The organism is Burkholderia sp. b14 (genome assembly GCF_900156195.1).
Taxonomy (GTDB): domain Bacteria; phylum Pseudomonadota; class Gammaproteobacteria; order Burkholderiales; family Burkholderiaceae; genus Mycetohabitans.
In genome coordinates this window covers 2,032,145-2,048,225 of the sequence record NZ_FTPJ01000003.1, presented here as the reverse complement: position 1 = coordinate 2,048,225, position 16,081 = coordinate 2,032,145, and the positions used below count along the sequence as shown (strand labels likewise).

The 16,081-nt window shown below is 62.3% G+C and carries 20 protein-coding genes and 1 pseudogene; 1 reads left to right on the top strand and 20 read right to left on the bottom strand.

Annotation, left to right across the window (positions count from 1 at the left end):
- Positions 1–488 precede the first annotated feature (488 nt).
- On the bottom strand, positions 489–1,235 hold the full coding sequence (locus tag B0B13_RS13970; protein ID WP_076785578.1) for a Nif3-like dinuclear metal center hexameric protein: 747 nt from the start codon (positions 1,233–1,235) through the stop codon (positions 489–491).
- Positions 1,236–1,254: 19 nt separating this feature from the next.
- Between B0B13_RS13970 and B0B13_RS13965 the strand changes: the two genes are divergently transcribed.
- Positions 1,255–2,457 (top strand): Do family serine endopeptidase, encoded by a 1,203-nt coding sequence (locus tag B0B13_RS13965; RefSeq protein WP_076796860.1) that lies wholly within the window; start codon positions 1,255–1,257, stop codon positions 2,455–2,457.
- Between the two features lie 54 nt (positions 2,458–2,511).
- On the opposite strand, the gene tatC is transcribed toward B0B13_RS13965, so the two are convergent.
- The 19 genes and pseudogenes from tatC to B0B13_RS13870 all read right to left on the bottom strand — a co-directional run bounded on the left by tatC (position 2,512) and on the right by B0B13_RS13870 (position 16,036).
- Positions 2,512–3,294, bottom strand: coding sequence for a twin-arginine translocase subunit TatC (tatC, locus tag B0B13_RS13960; RefSeq protein WP_076796859.1), 783 nt, complete (start codon positions 3,292–3,294; stop codon positions 2,512–2,514).
- Positions 3,295–3,339: 45 nt separating this feature from the next.
- Positions 3,340–3,867, bottom strand: coding sequence for a Sec-independent protein translocase protein TatB (gene tatB, locus B0B13_RS13955; protein ID WP_076785581.1), 528 nt, complete (start codon positions 3,865–3,867; stop codon positions 3,340–3,342).
- A 33-nt stretch (positions 3,868–3,900) separates the two neighbouring features.
- Entirely contained in the window at positions 3,901–4,134 is a 234-nt protein-coding gene (gene tatA / locus B0B13_RS13950) for a Sec-independent protein translocase subunit TatA (protein ID WP_076785582.1), read from the bottom strand.
- A gap of 33 nt (positions 4,135–4,167) precedes the next feature.
- Positions 4,168–4,530: a histidine triad nucleotide-binding protein gene (locus B0B13_RS13945; RefSeq protein WP_076785583.1), complete on the bottom strand. Its 363-nt coding sequence runs from the start codon at positions 4,528–4,530 to the stop codon at positions 4,168–4,170.
- A 24-nt stretch (positions 4,531–4,554) separates the two neighbouring features.
- Positions 4,555–4,956, bottom strand: a complete 402-nt coding sequence (locus B0B13_RS13940) for a DUF4870 family protein (RefSeq protein WP_235090232.1) — start codon at positions 4,954–4,956, stop codon at positions 4,555–4,557.
- A gap of 29 nt (positions 4,957–4,985) precedes the next feature.
- Positions 4,986–5,390: a phosphoribosyl-ATP diphosphatase gene (locus B0B13_RS13935; protein ID WP_076785584.1), complete on the bottom strand. Its 405-nt coding sequence runs from the start codon at positions 5,388–5,390 to the stop codon at positions 4,986–4,988.
- A gap of 17 nt (positions 5,391–5,407) precedes the next feature.
- Complete coding sequence (gene hisI / locus B0B13_RS13930; protein WP_076796858.1) at positions 5,408–5,809, bottom strand: phosphoribosyl-AMP cyclohydrolase; 402 nt, start codon at positions 5,807–5,809, stop codon at positions 5,408–5,410.
- Positions 5,779–6,582: an imidazole glycerol phosphate synthase subunit HisF gene (hisF, locus tag B0B13_RS13925; protein ID WP_076796857.1), complete on the bottom strand. Its 804-nt coding sequence runs from the start codon at positions 6,580–6,582 to the stop codon at positions 5,779–5,781. The genes hisI and hisF overlap by 31 nt, the downstream gene beginning before the upstream one ends.
- A gap of 84 nt (positions 6,583–6,666) precedes the next feature.
- Positions 6,667–7,416: a 1-(5-phosphoribosyl)-5-[(5-phosphoribosylamino)methylideneamino]imidazole-4-carboxamide isomerase gene (gene hisA / locus B0B13_RS13920; protein ID WP_076785587.1), complete on the bottom strand. Its 750-nt coding sequence runs from the start codon at positions 7,414–7,416 to the stop codon at positions 6,667–6,669.
- Between the two features lie 249 nt (positions 7,417–7,665).
- Entirely contained in the window at positions 7,666–8,307 is a 642-nt protein-coding gene (gene hisH / locus B0B13_RS13915) for an imidazole glycerol phosphate synthase subunit HisH (protein WP_076796856.1), read from the bottom strand.
- On the bottom strand, positions 8,304–8,657 hold the full coding sequence (locus B0B13_RS20120) for a MarC family protein (protein ID WP_502686588.1): 354 nt from the start codon (positions 8,655–8,657) through the stop codon (positions 8,304–8,306). The genes hisH and B0B13_RS20120 overlap by 4 nt, the downstream gene beginning before the upstream one ends.
- A 15-nt stretch (positions 8,658–8,672) precedes the next feature.
- Positions 8,673–9,260: an imidazoleglycerol-phosphate dehydratase HisB gene (gene hisB / locus B0B13_RS13905; RefSeq protein WP_076785590.1), complete on the bottom strand. Its 588-nt coding sequence runs from the start codon at positions 9,258–9,260 to the stop codon at positions 8,673–8,675.
- Positions 9,261–9,308: 48 nt separating this feature from the next.
- Complete coding sequence (hisC, locus tag B0B13_RS13900) at positions 9,309–10,379, bottom strand: histidinol-phosphate transaminase (RefSeq protein ID WP_076785591.1); 1,071 nt, start codon at positions 10,377–10,379, stop codon at positions 9,309–9,311.
- A gap of 40 nt (positions 10,380–10,419) precedes the next feature.
- A complete protein-coding gene (gene hisD, locus B0B13_RS13895) occupies positions 10,420–11,742 on the bottom strand; it encodes a histidinol dehydrogenase (protein ID WP_076796855.1) in 1,323 nt (440 codons plus the stop codon).
- Between the two features lie 30 nt (positions 11,743–11,772).
- Complete coding sequence (gene hisG, locus B0B13_RS13890; RefSeq protein WP_076787478.1) at positions 11,773–12,498, bottom strand: ATP phosphoribosyltransferase; 726 nt, start codon at positions 12,496–12,498, stop codon at positions 11,773–11,775.
- Positions 12,499–12,671: 173 nt separating this feature from the next.
- Positions 12,672–13,925 (bottom strand): annotated as a pseudogene (murA, locus tag B0B13_RS13885) (UDP-N-acetylglucosamine 1-carboxyvinyltransferase); the annotation flags it as partial.
- Positions 13,926–14,039: 114 nt separating this feature from the next.
- Complete coding sequence (locus tag B0B13_RS13880) at positions 14,040–14,279, bottom strand: BolA family protein (protein ID WP_076785593.1); 240 nt, start codon at positions 14,277–14,279, stop codon at positions 14,040–14,042.
- A 78-nt stretch (positions 14,280–14,357) separates the two neighbouring features.
- Positions 14,358–15,113 carry an ABC transporter permease gene (locus B0B13_RS13875; protein ID WP_076785594.1) on the bottom strand — a complete coding sequence of 252 codons (756 nt, stop codon included), beginning with the start codon at positions 15,111–15,113 and terminating at the stop codon, positions 14,358–14,360.
- Positions 15,110–16,036, bottom strand: a complete 927-nt coding sequence (locus tag B0B13_RS13870; protein WP_076796854.1) for an ABC transporter ATP-binding protein — start codon at positions 16,034–16,036, stop codon at positions 15,110–15,112. The genes B0B13_RS13875 and B0B13_RS13870 overlap by 4 nt, the downstream gene beginning before the upstream one ends.
- Positions 16,037–16,081 lie beyond the last annotated feature (45 nt).

Here is a 16,081-nt window from a genome sequence, read left to right as displayed (position 1 = left end):
ATAGTGTGCGGGAATGTAGCCGCCATTTACAAGCCTTGGTTACAGCCTGCCGCGTAAAAGCTTGCTGCGCAAGGGTTTGGCGACACCGATTCGTACAGCGCGACATCTAAAATTAAGCAAATACTTAACAAAAATCGCGAAATCGACGTCGCGCGGGATCCGCGGGCGCGGCGACTAACGCGCGTTCCATGGTAGGCTCAACCCGGCGGCGCGATGTGCCGGAGGCGGCGGTGTGATGTGCCGGATGCGGGGACGTGCTGTGCCGAAGGCGGGCGACGCGGTCTGCGGCGGCGCATACATACCACCCCTGGCACGGGCACGGCACGGCACGGCACGGCACGGCACGGCACGGCACGGCACGGCACGGCACGGCACGGCACGGCACGGCACGGCACGGCACGGCACGGCACGGGTGCGGCAATACGCCGCATCATTCGTTCCTCGCCGATGCATGCGGGTTTGTCGGTGCAGATATCGACGCAGCCCAACTAGACCGGATTATCGATGTCGATAAACAGATGTTCCAAGCCGAATGTGTCGGCCAAAAGGGCCCCGATAGCCTGCACGCCGTAACGTTCGGTCGCATGGTGGCCGGCCGACACATACGCCACACCAGACTCCGCCGCCAAGTGGGTGGTGGGCTCGGATACTTCACCGCTTAGGTAGACATCGGCACCGGCCCGAATCGCATCGTCGAAGTAGCCTTGCGCGGCGCCGGTGCACCACGCAACACGGCGCAACTTGCGATCGGGATCGCCGAGCACGAGCGGCGCGCGCCCAAGCGTATTGCCGACCTGTGCGGCCAGATGCGACAGCGACGTGGGCATCGGCAGCGTGGCGATGAAGCCGAGATCATTGTCACCGAACCGTGCGTCGGCCAGCCAGCCCATCCGCGCACCGAGTTGCGCATTATTGCCCAATTCCGCGTGAGCATCCAGCGGCAGATGGTAAGCCAACAGGTTGATGTCATTCTGGATCAGAAGGCGCAGTCGCCGATACTTTTGGCCCGTGATTTGCGGCGCTTCGTTCTTCCAAAAATACCCGTGATGTACGAGCACCGCATCAGCTTTCCAGTCGATTGCCGCCTCGAGCAACGCCGCGCAAGCGGTCACGCCGGTGACCACCCTCTCGATCCGGCGACGGCCCTCAACCTGCAAGCCGTTGGGGCAATAGTCCCGGAACCGCGACGTTTCGAGCAACCCGTTCAAGTACAATTCAAGTTCATTGCGATCCATGCAGGCCCCATAAGTTCAAATGCTTAGACGCTTTTGGCTGTTCTTTGCGCAGGCGGTGACGGTACTGCTCGCGTTGATGTTCATCGTCGCGACGCTCAAGCCGCACTGGCTGCAGCGCCAAGGTAACCTCGGGCAACAGCTGGCGTCCCCGATCGTCGCGCTGCAGGAGGTCGCCCCGGGCATCGCGGGCCGCGGACTGGTCACATCCTATGCAGACGCCGCCCAGCGCGCAATGCCGGCGGTGGTCAACGTATTTTCCAGCAAGGACGGCGCTCAGATGCCGGATCCGCGCGCCAATGACCCACTGTTCCGCTATTTCTTTGGCGATCGCAATTACGAGCGCAAACGCCAGGAGCCCACGTCCAACCTCGGCTCCGGCGTCATTGTGAGCTCGGAAGGCTACATTCTAACGAACCAGCATGTGGTGGACGGCGCCGACGAGATTGAGGTCGCGCTGGCCGACGGGCGCACGGCGAGCGCGAAAATGATCGGCGTGGACCCGGAAACGGATCTGGCAGTACTCAAGATCAATCTACCCAACCTGCCGACGATCACGCTCGGACGGATGGAGAATGCGCGCGTGGGCGACGTCGTGTTGGCGATCGGCAATCCGTTCGGGGTCGGCCAGACAGTGACGATGGGCATTATCAGCGCGCTTGGACGCAATCACCTAGGGATCAACACGTTCGAGAACTTTATTCAGACCGATGCGCCGATCAACCCGGGCAATTCCGGCGGCGCACTGGTCGATGTGAACGGCAATTTGCTCGGCATCAATACCGCGATTTATTCGCGCAGCGGTGGCTCGCTGGGAATCGGCTTTGCCATTCCAGTGTCCACGGCGCGCAGCGTGCTTGAGAGCATCATCACGACGGGCACGGTCACGCGCGGCTGGATCGGCGTCGAGCCTCAAGACGTGACGCCGGAAATCGCGGAATCGTTCAGTCTGCAGCAAAAATCGGGAGCGATCGTGGCGGGCGTGCTACGAGGCGGACCGGCGGACAAGGCCGGTATCAAGCCGGGCGATATCCTCGTGAAGGTCAACGATGAGGACATCACCGACACGACAAGCCTGCTCAACGTGATCGCGCTGATTCAGCCCGGCACGGTCGCGAAGGTGCACCTGTGGCGCAAGTCGCACGAAATGGACATCGACGTGACGATCGGCAAGCGCCCGCCGCCACCCAAGCAAGCGCTGGACAACGGCGACGACGATGAGTGACGGGTGGCGCCGCGCGGCGCTCAGCAGAAAGGGGCGCACGACCCGCCCGCGCCGCTATTTTGCCTCTTCGCTTCGGGGCTCGCTGTCCGGCTGTCCCGTGACCAGCAGCCGTGCCGCAATGATCCCGAGTTCGTATAGCACGACCAGCGGCACCGCGAGAATGAGTTGGGAGAAAACGTCGGGCGGCGTCACGATGGCGGCGACCACGAACGCGCCGACGATTACGTACGGGCGCACTTCTTTGAGCTTCTTCACCGTCACCCAATTCAGCTTCGCGAGCAGCACGACGACGATCGGCACTTCGAATGTCACGCCGAACGCGATGAACATTGTCAACACGAAGCTCAGGTAATTGTCGATATCCGTCGACATCTCGGCGCCGAGCGGCGCATTGTAGTGCGCCATCACGCGGAAGACGGTCGGAAAAACGACGAAATACGCGAACGCCATCCCGCACAGAAACAGCACATAGCTGCTCGAAACCAGTGGCACCACAAGCTTTTTCTCATGTTGGTACAGGCCCGGCGCAATAAACGCCCAGATCTGGTACAGCACCACCGGCAACGCAATCATGAACGCTACCAGCATCGTCACCTTCATTGGCACGAAGAACGAGCCTGTGACGTCGGTGACGATCATCTTGCCACCTTTGGGCAGGTTCGCCATCAGCGGATGAGCCAGCAACCGGAAAATGTCCGGCGCCCAATAGACCAGCGACACGAACACTACCAGCACCGAGACGGCGGCGCGGATCACTCGCGTGCGCAACTCGATCAAATGCGAAATAAACGTTTCTTCGGTGTCTGGTTTCTGCGGATTTTGCGGAGCTTCGCTCACAGCGGCCTGGGACGGAGAAAAAAGTGGACAGGAAACGGTATCGGATCACAGGAAACGGATCGGACGCCGCAAGTTGGGCGGCGTATGCCGCGCCACGCGGGCCGCGCCGGACTGTACACGGGTACGGCGTGCGGCAACCCGTTTGTACCACACCGGCGTCGCCGTGCGCTGGACTCGCCAGTTTTTGCGCGACGAGGTCCGCCCCGCTCCACTGTACGAGTCGTGCCAAATCGAATTCGGCGTGCCGGTGCCGACACCTTGCTCGGCGCTGTCCGTGCTCAGGCCGGTGCCGTCACGCCAAGCATCAGTCAACTCGGTTTGCGCCTGCTGCACGTGCTCGTGAATCGAGGTTTGCATATCCCGCGCGGCATCTTCGAAGTCGGATTTCATCTTGCGCAACTCGTCCAACTCGATCTCGCGCATCACCTCCGCCTTGACGTCGTTCACATAGCGCTGGGCACGGCCGAACAATGCGCCCGCAGTGCGCGCCACACCGGGCAGCTTCTTCGGGCCGATCACGATCAGCGCCACGACGCCAATCAGCGCCATCTTGCTAAGGCCTAAGTCGAGCATGGCGGGGAGCCAGACAGCGCACGAGCTGCGCGCTCAACGCGCATCGCGCGAACCGGCCTTCTCCTTCGCGTCGACATCGATCGTATCGGAGCGTGGCAGTTCCTTGTGCGGGTCGGTGCTAGCCTCTTTCGCGTCGCGCATACCTTCCTTGAAGCCTTTGATCGCACCGCCGAGGTCGCTGCCGATGTTGCGCAGCTTTTTCGTGCCGAACACCAACGCAACGATCAACAGCACGACCAACCAGTGCCAAATACTCAATGAACCCATAAAAACTCTCCGATTTCGAATGCGTGCGGTGTATCAGCCCATCCTCAACCACGGCCGCGGGCCGGCCAGGATATGCGCGTGCAGGTGGTAGACCTCCTGCCCGCCGCCCGGCCCGGTGTTGATCACGGTCCGGAAACCGGTTTGCCCGCCGGTGTACGCGCAGCCCAATTGCTCGGCCAGGCGCGCCACTAATATTGCCATTCTACCAAGCAGCGGTGCATCTTCTTCCGTGCAATGGGACAGTGTTTCGATATGTTTTCGAGGAATGACCAGCACGTGCACGGCAGCTGCCGGCCGCAGATCGTGGAACGCGACGAATTCGTCGTTCTCGAACACCTTTTTGCTCGGCAACTCGCCGCTGGCGATCTTGCAAAAGATACAGTCGGATTGCGTCATATCACGTCTCCAGTCAGCCCACCGTCATGCCGCCGCCCGCACCGGCAACGGCTTGTTGTCGTTCAGATACAGCCATCCCTTGATGATCCGGTAAAGTACCCAAACGCCGGCGGCGAACCAGATGGCGAAACCGATCACAATCACCATCGTGACGAAACCCACGCCGCCCCACACCAATCCCCACCAGAAGGTGCGAATCTGCCAATCGAAATGCGCGGCGTACGGCGTGTGGGCGACATCGTCACGCTTGACGTAGTTGACGATGACAGCAATCAGGGCCGACACGCCGCCAGTGAACCACACCAACGCGTAGAGCGCGTACAATAGATGGGTAAGCGTTCTGAGCGAGCGCAGCCGCTGTTCATCCAGCGGCACACGCTGGACCGTGCGCATCGCACGCTCGTTGTCATCTAACGGATCATTCATCGCATCACTCCGCAGCACTGCCGCATGGCTCAATCACCATCCTGTTCGCGCTCGCGCCGCTTGCGCAACGCCTTTTCCTCAATGCCCGATAGGCCCTCGCGGCGTTGCAGTTCGGCCAGCACGTCATTGGGCCCGACACCATAATGCGACAACATGACAAGACAATGGAACCACAGGTCGGCCACCTCGTTCACCAGCGTCGCGCTCGAGCCCTCGTGGCGCGCGTCCTTGGCCGCCATCACAACTTCGGTGGCCTCCTCGCCGATCTTTTTCAGAATCGCGTCGTCGCCCTTGTGGAACAGTCGCGCGACATAAGAGGCCTCGGGATCGCCCCCCTTGCGGCCGTCAATCGTCGCCGCCAGCCGCAACAACACGTCGCGCGGGGTGTCGTTCACGTCCCGCGCACGCCTGGCGTCAGCCGTCCCGTACAGCATAGGTTGAGTAGGGTGGGTCATGAATAGATGCTTTCCGGATCCTTCAGGACGGGGGCGACCGATATCCAGCCGCCGTCGTCCACGGTGCCTTCGAATTTCTGAAAAAAACACGAATGCCGGCCGGTATGGCAAGCAATGCCAGATACCTGCTCGACCTTCAACAGCACGACATCCTCGTCGCAGTCCAGCCGCACTTCGCGCACGTGCTGCACATGGCCGGACGCCTCGCCCTTGAACCACAGTTTGTTGCGCGAGCGGGAAAAGTAGACGGCACGCCCCAGCTCGATGGTTTTAGCCAATGCTTCGCGGTTCATCCACGCGAACATCAACACATCGTTGCTCGACGCTTCCTGCGCGATCACCGGCACCAGGCCGTTCGCGTCCCATTTCACCTTGTCCAGCCAGCCGTTGCCGTCCATTCCTGCCTCACTGCAATGCCACGTTCGGCCATGAACTGCTTCGCGTCGCCGACCGTGTATTCGCCATAGTGGAAAATGCTGGCAGCCAATACCGCGTCCGCACGGCCATCGGTGACCCCGTCAGCTAGATGCTGCAGCGAGCCCACGCCGCCCGAGGCAATGACTGGCACCGACACCGCGTCCGATACCGCGCGCGTGAGCGCCAGATCAAATCCACTTTTGGTACCGTCCCGGTCCATGCTGGTCAGCAAGATCTCGCCGGCTCCGAACTGCGCCATCCGACACGCCCATTGTACGGCGTCAAGCCCAGTCGCCTTGCGGCCACCGTGCGTAAACACCTCCCAACGTGGCGCCTCATGCGAATCGCCGACCTGCTTCGCGTCAATCGCAACGACGATGCACTGCGAACCGTAGCGCTCGCTTACGTCGCGGACGAACTGCGGATTGGCCACCGCGGTGGAATTGACACTGACTTTGTCAGCGCCTGCGTTGAGCAGCCGCCGTACGTCCTCGACGGTGCGCACGCCACCGCCGACCGTCAGCGGGATGAACACCTGCGCGGCAACCGACTCGATGATCGGCAGGATCAAGTCGCGCCCGTCGGACGTCGCGGTAATGTCCAGGAACGTGAGTTCGTCAGCCCCCTGCTCGTCGTAGCGCCGCGCGATCTCGACCGGATCGCCGGCGTCGCGCAGTTCGACGAAATTGACGCCTTTGACGACCCGTCCGGCGGTCACGTCAAGACACGGAATGATGCGTTTCGGTAAAGCCATGAAAGTAGGTGCTGAAAAGTGAAACGCGTGGGGCCAGCGCGACGGCGGCGCCCGGGCAGCCGACCCACGGCGCGCGCCGCAGCCTCAGGCGCTGGACTCGCGCAGCGAATCGGCAAGGTTCTGCGCAGCCGTGAAATTGAGTTCGCCGGAATAGATCGCGCGCCCACAAATCACACCCTCGATCCCCTCGTCCTCGACGGCGCACAGCGCGTCGATGTCGGCCAGGTTCGACAGCCCGCCACTGGCGATCACCGGAATCTTGACCGCCTGCGCGAGGCGCACGGTCGCTTCGATGTTGATTCCCTGCAACATACCGTCGCGGCCGATATCGGTATAGACGATCGCCTCGACGCCGTAATCCTCAAACTTGCGCGCCAGGTCGATCACCTCGTGCCCGGTCAGCTTGCTCCAGCCGTCCGTGGCCACTTTGCCGTCCTTCGCGTCCAGCCCAACGATGATATGGCCGCCGAATGCACTGCACGCATCCCGCAGGAATCCCGGGTTCTTCACCGCGGCCGTACCGATGATCACATACGACAGTCCATCGTCCAGGTACCGCTCGATCGTATTGAGGTCGCGAATCCCGCCACCGAGCTGCACCGGAATCTCATCACCGACCTCGGCGATGATTGAGCAAATCGCATCTTCGTTCCTCGGCTTGCCGGCGAACGCGCCGTTCAGGTCGACCAGATGAAGCCGACGCGCACCGTTATCCACCCAATGACGGGCCATGGCCGCCGGGTCCTCGGAAAAGACCGTCACCTGGTCCATATCGCCTTGCTTCAGGCGCACACATTGACCGTCCTTGAGGTCGATGGCCGGGATGAGCAACATAACTATCGCGTGTCAGTCTGGAGTAAGAAATTCATTGGGCTGCCACCACGTTGCGGTGTGACGGCAGGTCTTTGCTAGTTTAGTACAAGTTGTAAGGCGGCCCCGGCCGGCGCGCGACCCAGTGCCGAAGGCTGCGTGCCACCAAACACCGAACACCGAACATCGGATACCGGATACCGGATACCGGATACCGGATACCGGATACCGGATACCAGATACCAGATACCAGATACCAGATACCGGCAATCATCATGGATCCCACCGAACAAAATTGCGATACAGCCGCAACCCCACTTCCGCGCTTTTTTCGGGATGGAACTGCGTGGCAAAAATGTTATCCCGTGCTACCGCGGACGTAAACGGCGCGCCGTACACGGTTTCACCCACGGTGTCAGACGCGTCGTCGGGTACCACATAATAGCTGTGCACGAAATAGAAGAAGCTCTGGTCGGCGATGCCATCCCACAGCGGGTGGGACCGAGTCTGCCGCACCCGGTTCCAGCCCGTCTGCGGCACCTTGAAGCGCGAGCCGTCGTCCTGCAGCTTGCTACCCAGTTGAAAACGCATGCACTTGCCGCCCAGCACGCCCAGGCCCTTCGTATCAGCCTCCTCGCTCCAGTCGAACAGCATTTGCTCGCCCACACACACGCCCAGGACCGGCTTAGTGCGTGTCGCCTCCAGCACCGCGTCCTGCAGCCCCGAGGCGGCCAGCGACGCCATGCAATCGCGCATCGCCCCTTGTCCGGGCAGCACCACGCGATGCGCGGCGCGCACCTTGTGCACGTCGCTAACCACTTGCACGTCGGCCTGTGGTGCGGCGTGCAACATCGCCTGCCAGACCGAGCGCAGGTTGCCCATTCCGTAGTCGACAATCGCTATCGAAGTTTTCATGCAGACCCGCTTCTGATACACATCCTTCCCAAAACCGCGCGGGGTGGTCGCACCACCCGCCCCGCGCGCTGTTCGCCTGCTACCTGAGTACCGGTAGCAGTATTTTCAATCAGTTCGAGCAACTCGCACCAGTAGTGCGACTTGTTCGCATACACGATGACGGTACTGATCGTCCCCGGCCCCGTCAGCAACGGAATCGCCAGCGGCAAGACGGCCACGCTGTTCTTCACCTTGGCCTCATCGCGCTCCTCGGCGGTGCTGCGCGCGTTGCCCAAGCGACGCCGTCGAAATGCCGAAGAAAGAGATAATGTGCTCGCCGGCCTGATCTCCGGCAACGCGCGGTTGAGCAACGGTGGCAACGTGTTCTACAGGCTGCCCTTGGTTGACGGGATCTGTCCAGCCGCGCGCTCATCGATCTCGGCGGCCATGCGCAGCGCCCGGCCGAACGCTTTGAACGCGGTCTCGACCTGGTGATGCGCATTCAAGCCGCGCAAGTTGTCGATATGCAGCGTGACGCCGGCATGATTGACGAAGCCGCGGAAAAACTCGATCGTTAGATCGACATCGAAGTTGCCGATCCGCGCGCGCGTGAACGGGATATGAAACTCCAGTCCTGGGCGTCCGGAAAAATCAATGACGACGCGGGACAATGCTTCGTCCAGCGGTACGTACGCGTGACCGTAGCGGCGAATGCCCTTACGGTCACCGATCGCCTTGGCGACAGCCTGGCCCAGCGTAATGCCGGTGTCCTCGACCGTATGGTGGTCGTCTATGTGCCAGTCGCCGAGCGCGTTGACCTCGAGATCGATCAAGCCGTGGCGGGCAATTTGATCCAGCATGTGATCGAGAAACGGCACCCCGGTGTTCAGCTTTTGCTGGCCGGTGCCATCCAGATTGACCTTGACCCGGATCTGCGTTTCGCTCGTGTTGCGCACGACTTCCGCAATACGCATGGATGTTCCTGAAAATGGCGGAAAAGTTAAACGGCGACTCGCATGCGATCAAACCAGCACATTGCTCAACGCAGCCAGCAATTGTGCATTCTCATCCGGCGTGCTGACCGTGATCCGCACGCACTCAGCCAGCAATGGATGCATTTTACTCACGTTTTTGATCAGAATCCGTGCACCGAGCAACGCGTCGAACACCGCAGCGGCATCTGGCACGCGCACCAGCAGGAAGTTCCCAGCACTCGGAAACACGTGAGCACCTGGCAACGCGCCGATCGCCTCGGCAAGTCGCGCCCGCTCGGCACGCAACTCAGCGGCCTGCGCATCGAGCACTTCTAGGTGATCGAGCATAAAATCGACGGTCGCCTGCGTCAGCACGTTGGTATTGTAGGGGGGGCGCACCTTGTCGAGTTCGTTGATCCAGGCTGGCAAACCGACCAGATAGCCGAGCCGGATACCGGCCAGGCCCAGCTTGGAGACGGTGCGCATGACCACCACGTTGTCGAACTCGCCGGCTCGCGACATCCAGCTGCGCTGCGCGAATGGTTGATATGCTTCGTCGATGACCACCAGCGACCGGTTGGCCGCGCGCACGACCCGCTCGAGATCCGCGTCGTCAAACAGCGTGCCGGTCGGATTGTTCGGGTAGGCCAGATAGATCACCGCGGGCTGGTGCACAGCGACGGCCTCCAGCATCGCGCTCCCATCCAGCGTCAGATCGGCATTCAGCGGCACACCCACGAATTCCAAATGGGCGAGCTTGGCCGACATCGCGTACATCACGAAGCCGGGCACCGGCGCCAGGAGCTTGGCACCCGGCTTCGCGCACGCGGTCGCGATCAGGCTGATCAATTCGTCCGACCCATTGCCCAGCAGCACGTCGCAATCAGCCGGCACCTGCATCGCGCGCTTGAGCTTGTCCAGCAGCGCGCCGGGCCGCGGCAACGGGTAGCGGTTCAACGCAACCTGTGCGAGCCGCTCGCCGAGCCGGTCCGCAAGCGGCCGCGGCAGCGCGTAGGGGTTTTCCATGGCGTCCAGCTTGATCAAGCCGGCGGCATCCGGTACCGGATAGCTCGTCATCGCAAGCACGTCCGCGCGAATGATGTCCTGGGGTATCGTCATAGTCTGGTATCCAAGCTGTCCCGCCTGCCCGCCAGTGCGGTCAGCCGCCGGTCTTCATCCGATACTCAGCGCTGCGCGCGTGCCCCTGCAGGCCCTCACCATACGCGAGTTCCGCGGCAATTTCACCCAGCGTCTGCGCCCCTTCGGCGCTCACTTCAATCACGCTCGAGCGCTTCAGGAAGTCATACACGCCCAACGGCGACGAAAAGCGTGCGGTACGGGAAGTCGGCAGTACGTGGTTCGGGCCCGCACAATAGTCGCCGAGGCTCTCGCTCGTGTAACGGCCGAGGAAGATCGCGCCAGCGTGGCGAATGTGCGGCACCCATTGATGCGGCTCGAGCGCCGATACCTCCAGGTGCTCCGGCGCAATATCGTTGGCGATCGCGCATGCCTCGGCCATGTCCCGGACCTTGATCAGCGCGCCGCGATTCTGCAGTGAACGGGTGATCACGTCGCGCCGCGGCATCGTCCCAATCAGCTGGTCAATCGCTTCCTCGACGCGCCGGATGAACACGGCGTCCGGACATAACAGGATCGACTGTGCGAGTTCATCATGCTCGGCCTGCGAAAACAGGTCCATTGCGACCCAACGCGGATCGGTGGTGCCATCGCACAACACCAAGATCTCCGATGGGCCGGCGATCATGTCGATGCCGACCGTGCCGAACACTCGTCGCTTGGCGGCGGCGACGTAGGCATTGCCCGGTCCGCAGATCTTGTCCACGGCCGGGATCGTATCCGTACCGTATGCGAGCGCGCCGATGGCCTGGGCGCCCCCGATGGTCAACACCCGGTCCACGCCGCCAAGCAGCGCAGCAGCCAGCACAAGGTCATTGGCCACGCCGTCCGGCGTCGGCACTACCATCACGATCTCGCGCACGCCGGCCACGCGCGCCGGAATCGCATTCATCAGCACCGACGACGGGTAGGCGGCCTTACCGCCGGGCACGTACACGCCGACGCAGTCTAGCGGCGTGACCTTTTGGCCGAGCACCGTGCCATCCGCCTCGGTATACTGCCAGCTGTGGCTGCCGCATTCGATTTTTTGCTTGTCGTGATACGCGTGCACGCGTGCCGCCGCCGCCTCTAACGCTGCCCGGCGCTTGGGTTCCAGCGCATCCAGTGCCGCCTGTAGCTGGGCAGCCGGCAATTCCAGGGACGCAACGCTGTCCACGTCCAGCCGGTCAAAACGCTTCGTATATTCCAGCACAGCGGCATCGCCGCGTAATTTGACATCAGCTAAGATCTGCGCGACCGAGCGCTCGATCGCTTCGTCTTCGCTCGCCTCGAATGCGAGCACGGCCGCCAACGCCGGCTTGAAACCGGCATCCGAGGAGTCGAGTTTGCGGATCTTGATCGCCATACGAGTTCCTTGTGTCCCGTGATGCGGGCCTCACACGCCGGGCGTCCCGGTATCTGCGCGGCGCCCGGCCACGGCTTGTGCCCCGCCCTTGCTGGCGCGCTCGAACGCTTCGAGAATGGGCTTGAGTTTTGCACGCTTAAGCTTGAGCGCAGCCTGGTTGACCACCAGCCGCGACGAGATCTCCATGATCTGCTCGACCTCGACCAAGTTGTTCGCACGCAGCGTGCCGCCGGAGCTGACCAGGTCGACGATCGCATCAGCCAGACCCACCAACGGCGCTAGCTCCATCGAGCCATACAACTTGATCAGGTCCACGTGCACGCCCTTGGCCGCAAAATGCTCGCGCGCGCTGTTCACGTACTTCGTGGCCACCCGCAGTCGGGCACCTTGCCGCACCGCATTCGCATAATCGAAACCCTGCGGCACCGCGACTGACAATCTGCAGCGGGCAATGTTCAGGTCGATCGGCTGGTACAGTCCGTCGCCGCCATGCTCGAGCAGCACGTCCTTGCCGGCCACGCCGAAGTCGGCTGCGCCATACTCGACGTAGGTTGGCACGTCGGTCGCCCGCACAATGATCACGCGCAAGCCCGGATCTGTGGTGGGCAGAATCAACTTGCGCGACGACTCCGGATCCTCGGTCACCGTGATTCCGGCCGCCGCCAGTAGCGGCAACGTCTCCTCGAAGATACGGCCCTTGGACAGCGCCAATGTCAACGGCACGCCCGGCCCGACCGGCGCCAACGCGCCCGGCATGTTGGCCGTGGCCGACGTGCTCATGCCACCGCTCCGCGGGCTAAACCGTCCCCTTCGGCAGCGCGTGCCTGCCCGACAGCCTCTTGCGAAGCCACGGCGGCGGCATCTTGCAAGGCCGCTGCTGCGGCGTTTTGCGCGGCATCGCCGCGCGCATCGTCCGTATTAATCGGTGCATTCGCGCTGACACGGCTGACACTCGCGCCCAGCGTGCCCAGCTTGGTCTCCATGCGGTCGTAGCCACGATCGAGATGGTAAATCCGGTCGATCAGCGTCTGCCCGTCGGCCACCAACGCGGCAATGACAAGGCTGGCCGACGCGCGCAGATCCGTGGCCATCACTTTCGCGCCGGACAGCTTGTCCACGCCGGTCACCAGCGCCGTATTACCGTCGATCGTGATATTCGCGCCAAGCCGGTTCAGTTCCTGCACGTGCATGAAGCGATTCTCAAAAATCGTCTCCACCACTTTTGACGTCCCGGTCGCAATGGCGTTCAGCGCCATGAACTGCGCCTGCATGTCGGTCGGAAACGCCGGATACTCGGCGGTGCGAAACGATACCGCACGCGCACGGCCTGGCATCCGCAGGCGGATCCAGTCATCGCCGGCCGACACTTGCGCGCCCGCCTCGCGCAACTTGTCGATGACGGCCTCCAGGATCAGCGGGGTGACGCCGCGCAGCGTGACGTCGCCACCCGTGGCAGCGGCTGCGCACAGGAACGTGCCGGCCTCGATGCGGTCCGGGATCACCGCGTGGCGCGCGCCGTGCAAGCGCGGCACACCGTGCACCACGAGCCGGTCCGTGCCGATCCCGTCGATTTTCGCGCCCATCGCGACAAGCAAGTTCGCCAGGTCGGTGACCTCCGGTTCGCGCGCCGCGTTCTCCAGCACGGTTTCCCCGTCCGCAAGCACCGCCGCCATCAGCAGGTTCTCCGTGCCAGTCACGGTAATCATGTCGGTGATCACGTGCGCGCCCTTCAAGCGTCGCGCCCGCGCATCGATGAAGCCGTGCTCGATCGAGATCGCCGCGCCCATCGCGGTCAATCCCTTAATATGCTGATCGACTGGGCGCGCGCCGATCGCACATCCGCCAGGCAGCGACACTTGTGCATGACCGAAGCGCGCCACCAGTGGCCCAAGCACGAGAATCGACGCACGCATCGTCTTGACCAACTCGTATGGCGCCACCGGCTTGTCGACCTGCGACGCGTCCAGCGTCACTGCGTTGCCGTTCACCTCCGAGCGCACCCCCATCTGGCCGAGCAACTTCAACATGGTTCGCACGTCCTGCAGGTTCGGCACGTTCTCCAGCTGAACCGGCTCCGCGCTTAGCAGGCTTGCGCACAGGATCGGCAACGTCGCATTCTTGGCACCGGACACCGTGATCTCGCCATTGAGGCGGACCCCGCCGTCGATCAGCAATTTATCCATTGATTCGCTTCCGCGTTGTGCGGCCGGCGGGCGCGACGCATGAACCGCCTGGGCCGCTGGGGCGTCGTTCGTCACGCCCAGGTTATCTCGTTTAATTCGCACTCGAATCCTGCTTCATCGATTTTGCCATTCAGTTGGTGTCAGCGTCTTCATGCTCAACGCGTGAATCTCCTCGCGCATGCGTTCGCCCAGCGCCGCATAGACAAGTTGGTGCCGCGCAATACTGCGCTTACCCTCGAATGCCGAGCTGACGATCGTCGCGAAGAAGTGCTGGCCGTCGCCTTCGATGTCGATACGCTCGCACGGCAAGCCGGCTTCAATATATTCCTTGACTTGTTCCGGGGTAGGCAACATCGCAAGTCCCTCTCAGTATGCTTTCAATTGTGGGTCGCGACGCACGCCGGGCGCGACGCCTTGACCGATTCTCATGCTTCAATGACGCAGTTTGTACCCGCTCGCCAGCAAGCGTACCGCCAATGCCGCGACGGCGACGAAAAATCCCCCCACCACTGCTAGACTGGCAAGCGGCGCCACGTCGGACGCGCCGAAAAAGCCGAAGCGAAATCCGTCGATCATGTAGAAGAAAGGGTTCAGGCGCGATACGTGCCGCCACAGGTCCGGCAACGTATGCGTCGAATAAAACACGCCGGACAGGAACGTTAACGGCATGATCAGGAAATTCTGGAATGCCGCCAGTTGGTCGAACTTCTCGGCCCAGATCCCAGCGATCAGGCCCAGCGTGCCAAGGATCGCCGCGCCAAGCACGGCGAACGCGACAATATACAGCGGCGCGGAGAACGGCACCGGGATGAACGCAATGGTTACGACGAATACCCCCAGCCCGACAGTCAAGCCGCGCACGACCGAGGCCAGCACGTAGGCGCAGAACATCTCCCAGTGCGACAGCGGCGACAACAGGGCGAACACTAGGTTGCCGGTGACCTTGGACTGAATCAACGACGACGAGCTGTTCGCAAATGCATTTTGTAACACGCTCATCATAACCAGTCCCGGAATGAGGAAACTCGTGTACTCGACGCCAGGATAGACCTGGACATGGCCACGCAACGCGTGGCCAAAGATAGTCAGGTACAACAACGCGGTCATCACCGGGGCCAGCACGGTCTGGAAGGCCACCTTCCAGAACCGCAGCACTTCCTTATAGAACAGCGTCCTGAAGCCTGTCATGCCAGTCCCTCCACGACCTCGGGCGCATTCATGATCTGCACAAACACGTCTTCCAGATCGGCCTTACGCACGTCGATCTCGTCGAACCGACAGCCGGCCGCACGGCATTGCGCAAGAATCGGCTCCACGTCGTCATACGAGTCCAGCCTCAACAGGTGCTGCCGACCCGCCGGATCGGGCGTGCCGACCGCCAGGGCCCGGACCTGCGCCGGCACCCCACCTGCGCTCACGCGCACGAACAACTGCAGTCCGGTGAAGCGCTGCAGCAACGCACCGGTGCGCTCCAGCGCAACCACCTCGCCGCGGCGCAGCATGGCAATGCGGTCGCACAGCGCCTCGGCCTCTTCCAGGTAATGCGTGGTCAACACGATCGTATGCCCTTCGCGGTTGAGCCGCGCGATGAATTTCCACAGCGTCTGGCGCAATTCCACGTCCACGCCTGCGGTCGGCTCATCCAGCACGATCACCGGCGGCCGGTGCACGAGCGCCTGCGCGACCAGTACGCGCCGCTTCATTCCGCCGGACAACGCGCGCATGTTGACGTCCGCCTTCTCGGTCAGATCCAGATTGGCCATCACCTCGTCGATCCAGTCGTCGTTGCGGGCCAAACCGAAATAGCCGGATTGAATGCGAAGGCATTCACGTACAGTAAAAAAGGGGTCGAACACCAATTCTTGAGGCACCACGCCAAGGGCGTGCCGCGCACGCCTGAAGTCTGTGACGACATCGTGGCCCCGCACCGCGATCGATCCTTCGTCCGCGCGCGCCAGACCCGCAAGTATGCTGATCAGCGTCGTCTTGCCTGCGCCGTTGGGGCCGAGCAATCCGAAGAACTCGCCATCCTCGACGGTGAACGACACGCCTTTAAGCGCCTGCAAATCGCGATAGCGCTTCTTGACGTTGTGGATTTCTATGGCTGACATGAGTGTGCGGCGCAACGGCGCCGGCAGAGTTTGCAGACCTGCCCG

Coding starts and splice junctions, on each gene's coding strand:
- B0B13_RS13970 (WP_076785578.1), bottom strand. CDS start 1,235: ATGGATCGCAATGAACTTGAATTGTACTTGAACGGGTTGCTCGAAACG.
- B0B13_RS13965 (WP_076796860.1), top strand. CDS start 1,255: ATGCTTAGACGCTTTTGGCTGTTCTTTGCGCAGGCGGTGACGGTACTG.
- tatB (WP_076785581.1), bottom strand. CDS start 3,867: ATGCTCGACTTAGGCCTTAGCAAGATGGCGCTGATTGGCGTCGTGGCG.
- tatA (WP_076785582.1), bottom strand. CDS start 4,134: ATGGGTTCATTGAGTATTTGGCACTGGTTGGTCGTGCTGTTGATCGTT.
- B0B13_RS13945 (WP_076785583.1), bottom strand. CDS start 4,530: ATGACGCAATCCGACTGTATCTTTTGCAAGATCGCCAGCGGCGAGTTG.
- B0B13_RS13940 (WP_235090232.1), bottom strand. CDS start 4,956: ATGAATGATCCGTTAGATGACAACGAGCGTGCGATGCGCACGGTCCAG.
- B0B13_RS13935 (WP_076785584.1), bottom strand. CDS start 5,390: ATGCTGTACGGGACGGCTGACGCCAGGCGTGCGCGGGACGTGAACGAC.
- hisI (WP_076796858.1), bottom strand. CDS start 5,809: ATGGACGGCAACGGCTGGCTGGACAAGGTGAAATGGGACGCGAACGGC.
- hisF (WP_076796857.1), bottom strand. CDS start 6,582: ATGGCTTTACCGAAACGCATCATTCCGTGTCTTGACGTGACCGCCGGA.
- hisA (WP_076785587.1), bottom strand. CDS start 7,416: ATGTTGCTCATCCCGGCCATCGACCTCAAGGACGGTCAATGTGTGCGC.
- hisH (WP_076796856.1), bottom strand. CDS start 8,307: ATGAAAACTTCGATAGCGATTGTCGACTACGGAATGGGCAACCTGCGC.
- hisB (WP_076785590.1), bottom strand. CDS start 9,260: ATGCGTATTGCGGAAGTCGTGCGCAACACGAGCGAAACGCAGATCCGG.
- hisC (WP_076785591.1), bottom strand. CDS start 10,379: ATGACGATACCCCAGGACATCATTCGCGCGGACGTGCTTGCGATGACG.
- hisD (WP_076796855.1), bottom strand. CDS start 11,742: ATGGCGATCAAGATCCGCAAACTCGACTCCTCGGATGCCGGTTTCAAG.
- hisG (WP_076787478.1), bottom strand. CDS start 12,498: ATGCCGGGCGCGTTGGCGCCGGTCGGGCCGGGCGTGCCGTTGACATTG.
- B0B13_RS13880 (WP_076785593.1), bottom strand. CDS start 14,279: ATGTTGCCTACCCCGGAACAAGTCAAGGAATATATTGAAGCCGGCTTG.
- B0B13_RS13875 (WP_076785594.1), bottom strand. CDS start 15,113: ATGACAGGCTTCAGGACGCTGTTCTATAAGGAAGTGCTGCGGTTCTGG.
- B0B13_RS13870 (WP_076796854.1), bottom strand. CDS start 16,036: ATGTCAGCCATAGAAATCCACAACGTCAAGAAGCGCTATCGCGATTTG.